The 13026-nt window shown below is 58.9% G+C and carries 12 protein-coding genes; 11 read left to right on the top strand and 1 reads right to left on the bottom strand.

The window, feature by feature from the left end; all coding sequences use genetic code 11:
- The first annotated feature begins 5 nt into the window (after nucleotides 1-5).
- The 5 genes from cydB to ACEW8N_RS01995 all read left to right on the top strand — a co-directional run bounded on the left by cydB (nucleotide 6) and on the right by ACEW8N_RS01995 (nucleotide 3035).
- Entirely contained in the window at nucleotides 6-1004 is a 999-nt protein-coding gene (gene cydB / locus ACEW8N_RS02015; protein WP_373498117.1) for a cytochrome d ubiquinol oxidase subunit II, read from the top strand.
- A gap of 100 nt (nucleotides 1005-1104) precedes the next feature.
- On the top strand, nucleotides 1105-1329 hold the full coding sequence (locus tag ACEW8N_RS02010) for a hypothetical protein (RefSeq protein ID WP_373498116.1): 225 nt from the start codon (nucleotides 1105-1107) through the stop codon (nucleotides 1327-1329).
- A 77-nt stretch (nucleotides 1330-1406) separates the two neighbouring features.
- Nucleotides 1407-1583 (top strand): rubredoxin, encoded by a 177-nt coding sequence (locus tag ACEW8N_RS02005; protein WP_373498115.1) that lies wholly within the window; start codon nucleotides 1407-1409, stop codon nucleotides 1581-1583.
- A 193-nt stretch (nucleotides 1584-1776) separates the two neighbouring features.
- The gene (locus ACEW8N_RS02000) at nucleotides 1777-2802 is read left to right on the top strand and encodes a hypothetical protein (protein WP_373498114.1); all 1026 of its coding nucleotides are present in this window, start codon (nucleotides 1777-1779) and stop codon (nucleotides 2800-2802) included.
- Nucleotides 2799-3035 carry a hypothetical protein gene (locus ACEW8N_RS01995; protein ID WP_373498113.1) on the top strand — a complete coding sequence of 79 codons (237 nt, stop codon included), beginning with the start codon at nucleotides 2799-2801 and terminating at the stop codon, nucleotides 3033-3035. Before ACEW8N_RS02000 ends, ACEW8N_RS01995 begins: the two co-directional genes overlap by 4 nt.
- 76 nt (nucleotides 3036-3111) lie before the next feature.
- On the opposite strand, the gene ACEW8N_RS01990 is transcribed toward ACEW8N_RS01995, so the two are convergent.
- Nucleotides 3112-3657, bottom strand: a complete 546-nt coding sequence (locus tag ACEW8N_RS01990) for a DUF4124 domain-containing protein (protein ID WP_373498112.1) — start codon at nucleotides 3655-3657, stop codon at nucleotides 3112-3114.
- 169 nt (nucleotides 3658-3826) lie between these two features.
- Here ACEW8N_RS01990 and ACEW8N_RS01985 point away from each other — a divergent pair, with 169 nt between their 5' ends.
- From ACEW8N_RS01985 to ACEW8N_RS01960, 6 genes are all read left to right on the top strand, one after another.
- Nucleotides 3827-5644 (top strand): penicillin-binding protein activator, encoded by a 1818-nt coding sequence (locus ACEW8N_RS01985; protein ID WP_373498111.1) that lies wholly within the window; start codon nucleotides 3827-3829, stop codon nucleotides 5642-5644.
- Nucleotides 5645-6060: 416 nt separating this feature from the next.
- Entirely contained in the window at nucleotides 6061-6702 is a 642-nt protein-coding gene (locus ACEW8N_RS01980; protein WP_373498110.1) for a TetR/AcrR family transcriptional regulator, read from the top strand.
- Between the two features lie 153 nt (nucleotides 6703-6855).
- Nucleotides 6856-10137 (top strand): fused isobutyryl-CoA mutase/GTPase IcmF, encoded by a 3282-nt coding sequence (gene icmF, locus ACEW8N_RS01975; protein ID WP_373498109.1) that lies wholly within the window; start codon nucleotides 6856-6858, stop codon nucleotides 10135-10137.
- A 97-nt stretch (nucleotides 10138-10234) separates the two neighbouring features.
- Entirely contained in the window at nucleotides 10235-11410 is a 1176-nt protein-coding gene (locus ACEW8N_RS01970; protein ID WP_373498108.1) for an acetyl-CoA C-acetyltransferase, read from the top strand.
- A gap of 49 nt (nucleotides 11411-11459) precedes the next feature.
- Entirely contained in the window at nucleotides 11460-12311 is an 852-nt protein-coding gene (locus tag ACEW8N_RS01965) for a 3-hydroxybutyryl-CoA dehydrogenase (protein WP_373498107.1), read from the top strand.
- A 106-nt stretch (nucleotides 12312-12417) separates the two neighbouring features.
- The gene (locus ACEW8N_RS01960; protein ID WP_373498106.1) at nucleotides 12418-12957 is read left to right on the top strand and encodes a helix-turn-helix domain-containing protein; all 540 of its coding nucleotides are present in this window, start codon (nucleotides 12418-12420) and stop codon (nucleotides 12955-12957) included.
- The last annotated feature ends 69 nt before the right edge of the window (nucleotides 12958-13026 follow it).

Here is a 13026-nt window from a genome sequence, read left to right as displayed (position 1 = left end):
GGAACATGATGGACTTGGTTCAGTTGTGGATGGCCCTGGTCGGCCTGGTGGTGATTCTGTATGTCATTCTGGATGGCTTCGGGCTGGGTATCGGCATGCTTTTCCCCACCGCGAAGACCGAGGAGGATCGCGACGTCCTTATCCATTCCATCGCACCGATATGGGATGCCAACCAGACGTGGATCGTCTTTGGAGGCGGCGCCCTTTTCGCTGCGTTTCCAAGGATATACACGGTTCTGTTCAGCGCTCTTTACATTCCGCTCCTGACCTTTTTATTTGGATTGATCTTCAGGGGGGTTGCTTTCGAATTCCGGGCCAACACCCGGAAAAAGGGGGTCTGGAACCGAGCCTTTTTCATCGGCAGCCTGGTGGCCGTGCTCGGTCAGGGCTTTACCCTGGGCGGCTATATCTCGGGAATCCGGATCGTTGACGGCGCCTTTGCGGGCGGCCCCTTCGACTGGTTCAACCCCTTTACCTGCATCGTGGGGCTGGCTCTGGTCTCAGGCTACATGCTTCTGGGGGCGACCTTCCTGATCATCAAAACCGAAGGGGTCGTCCAGGAGAGAGCCTACCGGCAGGCGTTCCGGGCCGCCTTGGCAACGGCGGGGTTCATGGTGGTGGTGAGCATCTGGACGCCCTACCATGCGCCGGACCTTGTGGCGCGATGGTTTACGGAGCCCCGGATCTATTTTGTCTGGAATTTTCCGCTATTGGGCATGATCGCCTTCGGCATGCTGCTCTGGAGTCTGAGGAAAAAGAAGGAACTCATGCCGTTCGTCAGCAGCATCCTGCTCTTCATATCCGCCTATTTGGGGCTGGAAGCGGCCATCTATCCCATGGCCATTCCGCCGGATCTCTCCATCTATGAGGCCGCCGCCCAGCGCGAAACCCAGATTTTCACCCTGTGGGGGGTTGTCGTGGTGCTTCCCGTGGTGCTGGGATATACTGTTTACAGTTATCGGGTGTTCCGTGGAAAGGTCGCGGATGCAGAGGGGTATCATTAAGGTAAGCGATGTTGAAAGGCCTGCATGCGGACAGCGTCGCCCGATTCCGGCTTGAAGCCCGCATGCAGGTCTCAACGCGCATCATCAGAAAGGAGGGCGAATGGAAGATCCCCGGCCGACCCTGATCATCCATGCCAGGGTGGAGATCAGCGCCCAGGCCCTTGAGGCTATCGTGGAAAATGCCAAGAAAATTGAAGGGTGCGACGAGAGGGGACGATATCATGTCGACACGGCGGACAAGGTGGGTGAGATGATATCGCGGTTTCTTTTTGAGAAGGACTTTGAATCGTATGCGCAAAATATTCAGAATTTTCCCCGAACGTGACAAATGCCCCGGCCGGACGCGGATCCGGCGGAGGGACGATGCATCCAACTGAACATCCAACAGGTTAGGAGTGAAACATGGCAGAGAAAAACATGAGCAGATGGGAATGCCCTTGCGGGTATATTTATGATCCGGCCGAAGGCGATGCCGAAAACAACATCCTCATTGGGACCTCTTTTCAAGACCTTCCGGACGATTGGACCTGTCCGAAATGCGGCGCGGAAAAAGAGTTTTTCGAGGAGCTTGACGACTAATCCATGGAATGTCGAAATATCGGGCATGGCTTGCCGACGCGGGCTGTGCCTTTTTCTTTCTGCAAACACGCCCGATGGACTTTCTCCTGCGGAGTGCGGCTGACGGGGCGCGGGCCCTGAGGATGAAAAGGGCATCGGGGCGGAGGTGCGAGGCCCTTCCACCGGGGGATAAGGAAGGGCGGAAAGGGGAGCGTTGCTCGAAGACAGCCTTTTGATTTCGGAATGGAATGACCGGCTCCCGGGCGACGTGACAGCAATCCTCATCCGCGCCGGGAACGCCCAGGACGACCCGTTTCTGGAATTTTGCAGGATATTCAAAAAATGGGCGCCCAAGGTTGATTTCATACCGGCTGACGTCCCGGGGAAGCGGGCTCCGGCTATCGAGATCCGGCCGGGCCTGAGATACCGGGCCATCCCCGCGGGTCCCGAGTTGGGCCCCTTTCTGGATGCCCTCTCCGGGCCGCCGTCCGAACCGATGCCGGAGGCGGACCTTGCAGAAGCCCCCGCGTTTCCCATGAGGCTCACGTTGTACATTGCCGACCGCTGCCCTTTCTGTCCGGGGGCTGTCCGGAGCCTCCTGCCGCTCACGGCTGACGGCGGTCCGGCAGACCTGACCATTGTCGATGCGGGAAGATTCCCCGAGGATGCGGCGGCGGACGGCGTCAGATCGGTGCCAGCGCTTGTCTTTCGAGACCCGGTCGGGGGAGATCGGATCTGCTGGACCGGAACCCTCAGCATCCCGGAGATTCTTGGCGTTGCGGCCTCCCGAGATCCTTCCCGGTTGGGGGCCGAATCCATGGCGAGCATGATCGAGGCGGGGGATGCAGCGGGGCTTGCAGATATGATGCTGCAAAAAGGCATGATATTCCCTGCGTTCCTGGAACTGCTGACCCACGAGAAATGGCCGACGCGGCTCGGTGCGATGGTTGCCGCTGAAACCCTGGCCGAAAAGAGCCCAAAACTCGGGGCGTGCCTTATCGAGCCCCTCTGGGCGTTGTTCCCTGCTGCCGAGGAAGCCGTTCAAGGAGATATCCTTTATTTGCTTGGAACCGTGGGAGACGCCGGGATTCTGGGCCGCCTGGCGTCGGTGATTAGCGGACCCCATCCGACCCAGGTGAAGGAGGCTGCCCGGGAAGCCGTTGCGGCGATCCGCAGCGGTTCACAGAGACCGCAGCCCGATGATGAGCCTTTTCTGCCAACCCAAAGGAGGAATGGATGAGCGAGATCCGGATGACGGGAGATTTGCGGACCGACTATGATTGTGAAGCGACCGGCCTCCCGGCCGAACGATGGGGGGAGGCTGTTTTCAGGGTCGGAGACGAGGAGATCGTCCTCGAGGTCAGCGTGGAAAAGGATGTGATCGTCGCGCTGATGGTGGGTGAAGATGTCGCATGGAAGGGAACCCTCTCCGGATTGAAGGCGCTTCTCAAGGAGGGCATCCGGCCGCGCTGATCGATGCGGCCGCAGCCGGCCCCGCTTCGATCCGGACCCGGTCCGCCCTGGTGTGAGATGGATGGGGCTCTGGATGCTACTCGGTGCCGGATTCATTATCCGAATCCGGCGGTTTTCGGTTGAGCGCGTCCACTTGGGCATTGTAGCGCGCCAGGTCCTGCTCATAGGACTGGCGCTTCTTCTCGTAGGCCCGGGTTTCCTTTTTGAATTGTGCGACCCGGTCCAGATGCTGTTTGGCCTCCGCTTTGGAAGTCGTTGTCCCGCTGGCATTCTGAAGGCCCTCCTGGATTTTGATGAGGCGGGTTCTTTCCTCTTCCAGGGAATCCCGGGTTGCGTTGAGCTGCCGGGAGGCCTCGACGACGTCCGCTTCGGTTTCCAGCACCGGAATCGGTTCGCTGGGTTCGGGGGCCGGGAGGGCCTCCGGCGCCGGCAAAGCGCTCTGCAATTCGACGTATTCATCCGCTGTCAGCCGTTGATCGAGGGGCACCATGTTGAAATCATCCGTAAACCGGGTGATGCCGCTTTCGTCGGTGTATCGATAGATCTCCGCCGAGGCGATGGGAACGGAAACAGAGAGGAACAGACAAAAAAAAGCTGGAATGAGGCACATTATCCTTTTCATAAACGGTCTCCTTTTCGTTCTCGGGAAATGGGGCGCGGCACCAGATTTCAGCCAGTATACCGATGTTTGTTTCCGGACTCAACAATGAAATTGACGATTCATGAAAATTATTATAGCCTATTTGCGATATCATTCATGGCGAAGTGAACCCTCCACCCACAGATATTCTATGAACCGTAAATTGATCCTTGTTCTCGCAGCCGCCTTGGCTCTGGCCGCCTGTGTGCCGGGCTACGTGGGCACCGACCGGGCGGAGCCCGGTGCGGAGCTGTTCGCCCGAGCCGAAAGAAATTATCGCTCCGGGGCTTACAGAAAGGCCCTGGAGGCCTACAACGAATACCTTTCGGAATTTCCCAGCGGCATTCAGGCCCCAACCGCGCTGTTCCGGGAAGCCGAGATATATCGCGCATGGAAAGACTACCGGAATGCGCGGAAATACTATCTTCATCTGATCGACAATTACGGCGGCAGCCACCTGGTGCCCGATGCCATGGCTGGAACGCTCCAGACGCTGTACGACGAAAAGCGCCATCGGGAAGTGATTCAGCAGGCGGACACCTTTTTGAGGCGTCCGGGAGGGGTCGATCGACCCGTCGGCGTTTTTGCCATATTGGGAGACACCTACATGGCGCTGAACTCCCCTGTCAATGCCGTCTATTTTTATGCCAAGGCACTTGAACAGGTCTCCCCTCCCAAAGGCAAAACGATCTCCACGCGCCTGAAAGCCGCCGTCAAATTGCTTTCCGTTTCCGATATTCTGGCGTTGTCCGAACGGGTGACCGATGCTCAGACGCGGGGATACCTCATCTATGCCCTCGGCGTGAAGGAGGCCGAGGAGAAGCGATACGCCGACGCGGCGAGGACCCTGTCCCAGTTCATAGCAGCCTACCCGGAGCATGAACATTCCGGGGAGGCCAAAAGGATGCTGCAGCATCTCGAAGGCGGCCCCGTTACAGGTCCGGGCGGGGGGAAATATGTGATCGGATGCCTGCTTCCCCTCACCGGATCGTATGAGAGCTTCGGAAAAAAGGCGCTGAGGGCGATCGAGTTTGCCGTCAGCGAGGCCGCACCGACAGTGCGCATCCTCGTCAAGGATACCCGCTCGGATCAAACCCGGTCAGCGGCGGCCGTCGAGGAGATGGCCCGGGAGAACGTCACGGCCATCATCGGTCCCATTATCTCCGCGCCGGCTGCTGCGCCGAAAGCTCAGGCGGCCGGGATCCCCATCATCGTGCTGACGCAGAAGCCGGACATCACGAAAACCGGGAATTACGTTTTCAGAAATTTCCTGACACCCGAGATGCAGGCCCGATCGCTTGTTTCCCATGCGACGCAGATGATGGGGATCCGCCGGTTTGCCATCCTCTACCCGCAGGAAAAATACGGAACCGTTTTCCTGGAGACATTCAAAAGCCAGGTGAAGGCACAGGGGGGGGAATTGGTGACGTCCCAGTCCTACGGCATGAAGACATCGGACTTCAGCGCCCCCATCAAGCGGCTGCTTCAGTATAGCGGAATCGAGGCGCTTTTCATCCCCGAGGGGCCTGACAAATCCAGCCTGATCATTCCCCAGTTGACCTATCATGGATTGTCAGGCGTTCAGCTTTTGGGAACGAACCTCTGGAATTCCGAAAAGCTGGTGAGTGCGGCGGGCCGGCATGCCCAGGGCGCTATTTTCCCGGAAGTATTTTATCCCGATAGCCCTCAGCCCGAGGTTCAGAACTTTGTCCGGCGATACACCGCCCATTTCGGGGAAGCGCCCGGGTTTATCGAAGCGCTGGCCTATGACGCAGCCATGATGCTTATCGAGACGGTCCCCGCAGCGGATCAGGGCGGCCGGCCGGCCGTTCGGGAGGCGCTTTCCCGCATTCAATTCTTTCGGGGGGTGACCGGTGCAACCGAGTTCGATGAAACCGGAGATGCGGTGAAAAAACTCGAATTGCTGAAGATCCAGGGCGACCACTTCGAGACCCTGGGATTCTGGTAGATCTTCCTTCCGAACGCGGCAGGGGAGATCCTTTTTCGGCCCAACGCACAGAGGGCCGATTTCGCCGTCGATGGTCCCGATCATCCTGTCGGGGCCATCCCCCCATTCAATCCATGGTAAGGACCGGCAATGAAATGAATTGAACAGGCCTGCTCGATCTTTATCCAATTCATCCTGTTTGCGATCCTGGACCGCAGGGCGGCGGTTCCCCAATAAAGTTATGATCAAGACCTGAAAATCCCTCCGATGGCGCTGCCGGATCGACGCATCCCACCACCTCCGATTTTTTCCGATTTAAATGCTTGACATCATGCAAATGACTATGATAACGCATGACTGAGCGCTCGTTCGAGATTTTGAGGGCATGCTGATAATTTTCCTTGCCTAACCGATAGTTAGAGAACAGGACCGCGGAAATGACGGGACACGGCAGCAAATTGAAAGAGATTCCGACGCAGATCAAGAACCCCGAACTGGTCAAGCGCAGACGGCGTCAGATTGTGGATGCTGCGGTGCAGCTTTTTATCGAAAAAGGTTTCCACAAGACCACCACCCGTCAGATTGCCAAGGCGGCGGGCTTTTCCATCGGGTCGCTCTATGAGTACGTGGCATCCAAGGAGGATGTCCTCTACCTGGTCTGCGACGCCATCCACGCGGAGGTGGAACGCGGCGTCTTTCAGGCGCTTGAACGCACGACGCAGGGAAGAGAGGCTCTTGCCGAGGTGATCCGCGAGTATTTTCTGGTCTGTCACCGGATGTCCGACCACATTCTTCTCATCTATCAGGAAACCCAGTCCCTGCCGTCCCAATGGCGGAGAAAGGTGCTGGAAAACGAGATTCGGATTACCGGCATATTCGTCAAGGTGCTGGCGCGCCTGATCGAATCGGGAAATTTTCGCAGGCTGAATGACCGCTCCATCGAAATGGTCGCCCACAACATCTCCGTCCTGGGGCATATGTGGACCTTCCGAAGATGGTTTCTGGCGCGGCATTACAGCATCGACGATTACATCGCGTTTCAAACTGATTTTATTCTGGGGATTTCCACCGGCCCGTAAACAGCGGGCTGAAGAATTGAATGTCATAACAGGCATCGATCCAGGCTTTAGGTTTCGCGTTTCAGGCGCTCGGTCGGCAGCAACCCTGCCGGTGCTCCGGCGCCCGGGACCGTTTACCCGAAACCGAACACCTATCACAACAAGGAGAGGCATATGAACAGGGAAGTTCAACCTTACAAACCCAAGCATCATGTCAGGGTCGTCACCGCGACATCGCTGTTTGACGGTCATGATGCATCCATCAATATTTTTCGCCGGATCCTGCAGGGAACGGGCGCGGAGGTCATCCACCTGGGCCACAACCGGTCGGTCCAGGAGATCGTGGATGCAGCCGTGGAGGAAGACGTTCAGGGCATCGCCGTAACGAGCTACCAGGGCGGGCATGTGGAATTCTTCAAATACATGATCGATTTGCTGAAAGAGAGGAACGCCGACAACATCAAGGTGTTCGGCGGCGGCGGCGGCGTCATCGTTCCCGAGGAGATCCGGGAAATGGAAGGCTACGGCGTCACCAAGATCTACTCCCCCGAGGACGGCGCCAGGCTGGGCCTTCAGGGCATGATCAACCACATGGTCGAATCCATGGACTATCCGATCTGCGACGACAAGGCTGTCGACCTTTCGGCACTCGACACCGAAAACAAGCGCCTGGTGGCCCGAATGATTTCGGCCGTGGAAGAGGCCGCCACCCGGGATAACGGGCACCTTGCAAGCCTGCGGGCGGAGATCGCAAAAAAGACCGGCGACCGGAAGGTTCCGGTGGTCGGTATCACCGGCACCGGCGGGGCCGGCAAATCCTCGCTGACGGATGAACTCATCCTCAGGATCCTTCACGATATCGACGACATCCATGTGGCCATCATCAGCTCCGACCCTTCCCGGCGGAAAACCGGCGGGGCGCTGCTCGGAGACCGCATCCGGATGAACGCCATCGACTCCCCCCGGGTCTATATGCGCTCGGTGGCGACACGAAAATCCAATGCGGAGATTCCCGATTTCCTGGGGGATGCCATCAATGTGGTCAAGGCGGCCGGGTTCGATCTTGTGATCGTCGAGACCGCGGGTATCGGCCAGGGGGATTCCAAGATCAGCGACCTCGTGGATGTCTCGGTCTATGTTATGACCAGTGAGTTCGGCGCCGCCTCCCAGCTCGAGAAGATCGACATGCTCGATTTTGCGGACCTGGTGGTCGTCAACAAATATGAAAAGCGGGGCGGAGAGGACGCGGTGCGCGACGTCCGGAAGCAGGTTCAGAGAAACCGGCAGGCCTGGACGAAAAAGCCGGAGGACCTGCCCGTCTTTGGCACCATCGCCTCCAAGTTCAACGACGACGGCGTCACCGCTTTTTACCATGCGCTGATGGATACCGTCCAGGAGAAGACCGGCGCCGGTTTTGAAACCCGCCTGCCGCGGCCGGAATCCAAGACATCGAGTTCCAAGACCATCATCATTCCGCCGGAGCGGACGCGCTATCTCTCCGAGATTTCCGACGCCATTCGCGGGTATCATAAAAAGACCGAAGAGCAGGCCCAGGCGGTCCGGAAATCGTGGCACCTCAAGGAGGCCATGGCAGCGTTGGGCGGTCTCGATGGCGATGCGCCGACCCTGCTGAACCGTTTCCGAAACGAACTGGCCGCCGCCGAAGCGGCCCAGGAAAAAGAGACCCGGGACCTCCTTGCCCAGTGGAAGGTTTTCAAGGAAAGCTACGGCAGGGATGAACTCGTTTACTCGGTCCGAGGCCGGGAGGTCAGGGTTCCCCTGTTCACCGAGTCCCTCTGCCACAAGAAGATCCCGAAGGTGGCCCTTCCCGGGTTCACCGACCCGGGGGAGATCTACCGGTGGATGCGGCGGGAAAACCTGCCGGGCTATTTTCCCTACACAGAGGGCGTCTTTCCCCTCAAGCGGGTGGGGGAGGACCCGACCCGGATGTTCGCCGGCGAGGGAGACCCGGCCCGGACCAACCGCCGCTTCAAGCTGCTTTCGGGCGAGTATGAAGCCAAGCGCCTGTCCACGGCCTTCGATTCCGTCACGCTGTACGGATACGACCCTGACCTGCGTCCGGACATCTACGGCAAGGTGGGGAACTCCGGCGTCAGCATCTGCACCCTTGAAGACATGAAGGTCCTCTACGGCGGATTCGAGCTGTGCGCGCCGTCCACCTCCGTGTCCATGACCATCAACGGCCCGGCGCCGATCATCCTGGCCATGTTCCTCAACACGGCCATCGACCAGCAGGTCGATGCCTTCAAGGAAAAACACGGCCGGGAGCCGTTTTCCGAGGAATACGAGGAGATCCGGTCCATGGTGCTCGCCAATGTCCGCGGCACGGTCCAGGCGGACATCCTCAAGGAAGACCAGGGGCAGAACACCTGCATCTTCTCCATCGAATTCGCCTTGAAAATGATGGGGGACATCCAGGAATTCTTCATGGAAAACAACGTCCGGAATTTCTATTCCGTGTCGATTTCCGGCTATCACATCGCCGAGGCCGGGGCCAACCCCATTTCGCAGCTCACCTTCACCCTGGCCAACGGCTTCACCTACGTGGAATACTACCTGTCCCGGGGCATGGATCTCGACAGCTTCGGCCCCAACCTGTCGTTCTTCTTTTCCAACGGCATGGAGCCCGAATACACCGTCATCGGCCGGGTGGCCCGGCGCATCTGGGCCGTCGCCATGCGCGAAAAATACGGCGCCTCCGAAAGGTCCCAGAAGCTGAAATACCATATTCAGACCTCGGGCCGCTCGCTCCACAGCCAGGACATCCAGTTCAACGATATCCGGACGACGCTTCAGGCCCTGTGCGCCATCTACGACAACTGCAACAGCCTCCACACCAACGCCTTCGACGAGGCCATCACCACGCCGAGCACCGAATCAGTGCGCCGGGCCCTGGCGATTCAGCTCATCATCAACCGGGAATGGGGGCTCGCCAAGAACGAGAATCCGCTTCAGGGCAGCTTCATCGTCGAAGCCCTGACCGATCTGGTGGAGGAGGCCGTGCTGTCGGAGTTCGACAGGATCACCGAGCGCGGCGGCGTCCTGGGCGCCATGGAGACCGGCTACCAGCGGAGCAAGATCCAGGAAGAGTCGATCTACTATGAAACCCTGAAGCATACGGGCGAGATGCCCATCATCGGCGTCAACACCTTCAGGGACCCCCACGCAGACGACAAGGACCTTGTGGAGGCGGGCGGCTGTCTGGAACTGGCGAGGGCGACCCCGGAGGAGAAGGAGTCCCAGCTCGTGCGCCTGGCGGCTTTCCAGAAGGCCCATGAGGCGGAGGCGCCCGGGGCCTTGAAGCGGCTCCAGGAGGCGGCCCTGTCGGGCGGGAACATCTTCGCCGAGATGATGAACGCGGTCCGGTGCTGTTCCCTGGGGCAGATATCCCAGGGCCTCTATAATGTGGGCGGTAAGTATCGGCGGAACATGTAAGGCCTCTTCATCGACCTGAAATCCCCCGGCGGCCGCAGGGAGGCTTTCCCCATGCGGCCGCTGTCCGGAATGTAAAAACCAAACCCATGGAGCAGATATGAAAGAAGCGGTAATCGTCAGTGCGGTAAGAACCCCCCTCGGGGCCTTCAACGGGGCCCTGGGAAACATCGGTGCAACGGACCTGGGCGGCATGGTGATCGCCGAGGCCGTCAAACGGGCGGGGATCGACAAGGAAGCGGTGGACGAGGTATTGATGGGCCAGGTCCTGCCCTGCGGATACGGGCAGAACCCGGCCAAGCAGGCCGCGGTAAAGGCGGGCCTTCCCTGGAAGGCTGAATGCATCACGGTCAACAAGGTGTGCGGATCGGCCCTGAAAACCGTCATGCTGGCGGCCCAGGCCATCCAGTTGGGGGATGCGGATGTCGTCGTGGCCGGCGGCATGGAGACCATGAGCCTGGCGCCCTACTACCTGGAGAAGGCCCGCTTCGGCTACCGGATGGGGCCGGGCCAGCTTCAGGATTCCATGCTTCACGACGGCCTCTGGGACATCGTCAATGATTTTCACATGGGCATGTCCAACGAACTCTGCTCCGAAAAATATGGCGTGACCCGGGAAGATCAGGACCGGTACGCCGCGGAATCCTACCGGCGAGCGGTGGCCTCCGTCGCCTCGGGGCGGTTTGCGGATGAAATCATGCCGGTCGAGATCCCCCAGCGGAAAGGGGCGCCCAAGATTTTCGACCAGGATGAATGCGCCCGCGAGACGCCGTACGAGGCCCTTGCCGGGATGACCGGCGCCTTCAAGAAGGGCGGCGTGGGCACCGCCGGAAACGCTTCCATCATCAGCGACGGCGCGGCGGCGGTGGTGGTCATGTCGCGGGAAAAGGCCGAAGCGCTCGGATGCACCATTCTGGCCGCCATCGGCGCCCAGGCATCCTACGGCATTGACATGAAATATGTTCTGGTCGCCCCGATCTGGGCAATCCCCAAGTGCTTGAAAAAGGAAGGCATCTCCATCGACGACGTGGACCTTTTTGAGATCAACGAGGCCTTCAGCGGGTCCACCGTGGCGATTCTGAAGGAGCTCAACCTCGATCCCGCAAAGGTCAACGTGAACGGCGGGTCCGTGGCCTTGGGGCACCCCATCGGTGCCAGCGGGTGCCGGCTCCTCGTGACCCTGCTCCACGAAATGGCGAAGCAGGACAAGAAGATCGGTCTTGCGTCCCTCTGCCTCGGCGGCGGAGAGGCCGTGGCCATGATCGTGAAGCGATAGACCCTGTTTTTACCGAATTGAAACCGCATCGAAAGAAGGAAGGAACATAATGGGCATCAAGACATTTGGCGTTATCGGCGCCGGACAGATGGGAAACGGCATCGCCCAGGTGGCTGCCATGAGCGGGCTCAACGTCATCATGAGCGATATCAAGGATGAATTTGTCCAGAAGGGTCTGGCCAATATCACCAAATTGCTCGGCAAGAGCGTCGAAAAAGGGAAGATGGTTGCCTCGGAAAAGGACGCCGTCCTCGGAAGGATCCGGACTACCGTCGATCTCAAGGACATGGCCGACGCCGATTTCGTCGTGGAGGCGGCCACGGAAAACGAGACCCTGAAGTTCAAAATTTTCAAGGATTTAGACACGATCTGCAAACCCCATGTCATCCTGTCCAGCAATACCTCCTCCATCCCCATCGGGCGGATCGCCGCTCAGACCGGGCGGCCGGAGAAGGTCATCGGCATGCACTTCATGAATCCGGTTCCCGTCATGCGTCTGGTGGAGGTCATCCGGGGGCTCGCCACCTCTGATGAAACTTTCAAGACGACCTGGGACCTTTCCATCCAGTTCGGGAAAACGCCGGCCGAGGCCAATGATTTTCCCGGGTTTATCGCCAACCGGATTCTTCTGCCCATGATCAACGAAGCGGTCTATTGCCTGTATCACCATGTCGGCTCGGCCGAGGCCATCGACACGGTCATGAAGCTGGGCATGAACCATCCCATGGGCCCCCTGGCCCTGGCCGACCTGATCGGGCTGGACACCTGCCTGGCCATCATGGAAACCCTGTACAACGGGTTCAAGGATTCGAAATACCGCCCCTGCCCCCTGCTTCGGAAATATGTCGAGGCCGGATGGCTGGGCAGGAAGACCGGTCGGGGATTTTACGTTTATGAATAGGCGTACGATCTGAAGCATCCGACAAAAAGCGGGGTGACGGGCACGGACATCACCCCAGGGGGCGGGTATCGACCTGCCCCCAAGTCTTTCAAGAAAAGGAGATACCATGACGTCACAACTGATACCCATCGGAAAGAAAATCAAACAGGCGAGGCTCGACAAAAGTTTTACGCTCGATCGTATCGCCAATGAAACCGGTTACTCCATCGATTATCTGAAGCGCATCGAAGCGGGGGAGGAGATGCCGCCGGTGGGGGCGCTCCTTCAAATCGCCCGCGCCCTTGAGATCGATTCCGGATTCTTTCTGAGGGAGCAGGAAGCCAGCATGAAAGAACGGGTCCAGGAATATACCAAGCGCACGGACGCCTATGCCTATGAAACCCTGACGCCCGGCGCCGAAAACAAGCATCTGAAGGCTTTCCGGGTGACGATCGAACCCATGGAGGCGCATACCGGGGTGGGCTACCAGCATGAAGGAGAGGAGTTCAATTACGTGCTGCAAGGGAAGATCCAGGTGATGGTCGGGGACCACGTCAACATTCTGGGAGAAGGCGAATTCCTTCATTTCAACTCCGCCATCAAGCATCAGTTGAAGAACATCGGCCAGGAGACCGCGGAACTTCTGGTGGTCATCTATACCCCCTGACCGCCGCCGGCAATGTGGACATGGGTGGGCCCATAAGGTCAATGACTACAGTTAAAGGGAAACCGGAGA

This window comes from Desulfococcus sp., assembly GCF_041737845.1.
GTDB lineage: Bacteria > Desulfobacterota > Desulfobacteria > Desulfobacterales > Desulfococcaceae > Desulfococcus.
This window is presented reverse-complemented; position numbering and strand designations above follow the sequence as displayed.

What these genes read in the sequence shown, in the direction of transcription:
- ACEW8N_RS01960 (WP_373498106.1), top strand. Translation starts at nt 12,418, where the DNA reads ATGACGTCACAACTGATACCCATCGGAAAGAAAATCAAACAGGCGAGG.
- ACEW8N_RS02005 (WP_373498115.1), top strand. Translation starts at nt 1,407, where the DNA reads ATGGCAGAGAAAAACATGAGCAGATGGGAATGCCCTTGCGGGTATATT.
- icmF (WP_373498109.1), top strand. Translation starts at nt 6,856, where the DNA reads ATGAACAGGGAAGTTCAACCTTACAAACCCAAGCATCATGTCAGGGTC.
- ACEW8N_RS01990 (WP_373498112.1), bottom strand. Translation starts at nt 3,657, where the DNA reads ATGAAAAGGATAATGTGCCTCATTCCAGCTTTTTTTTGTCTGTTCCTC.
- ACEW8N_RS01970 (WP_373498108.1), top strand. Translation starts at nt 10,235, where the DNA reads ATGAAAGAAGCGGTAATCGTCAGTGCGGTAAGAACCCCCCTCGGGGCC.
- ACEW8N_RS01995 (WP_373498113.1), top strand. Translation starts at nt 2,799, where the DNA reads ATGAGCGAGATCCGGATGACGGGAGATTTGCGGACCGACTATGATTGT.
- ACEW8N_RS01980 (WP_373498110.1), top strand. Translation starts at nt 6,061, where the DNA reads ATGACGGGACACGGCAGCAAATTGAAAGAGATTCCGACGCAGATCAAG.
- ACEW8N_RS02010 (WP_373498116.1), top strand. Translation starts at nt 1,105, where the DNA reads ATGGAAGATCCCCGGCCGACCCTGATCATCCATGCCAGGGTGGAGATC.
- ACEW8N_RS01985 (WP_373498111.1), top strand. Translation starts at nt 3,827, where the DNA reads ATGAACCGTAAATTGATCCTTGTTCTCGCAGCCGCCTTGGCTCTGGCC.
- ACEW8N_RS01965 (WP_373498107.1), top strand. Translation starts at nt 11,460, where the DNA reads ATGGGCATCAAGACATTTGGCGTTATCGGCGCCGGACAGATGGGAAAC.
- cydB (WP_373498117.1), top strand. Translation starts at nt 6, where the DNA reads ATGATGGACTTGGTTCAGTTGTGGATGGCCCTGGTCGGCCTGGTGGTG.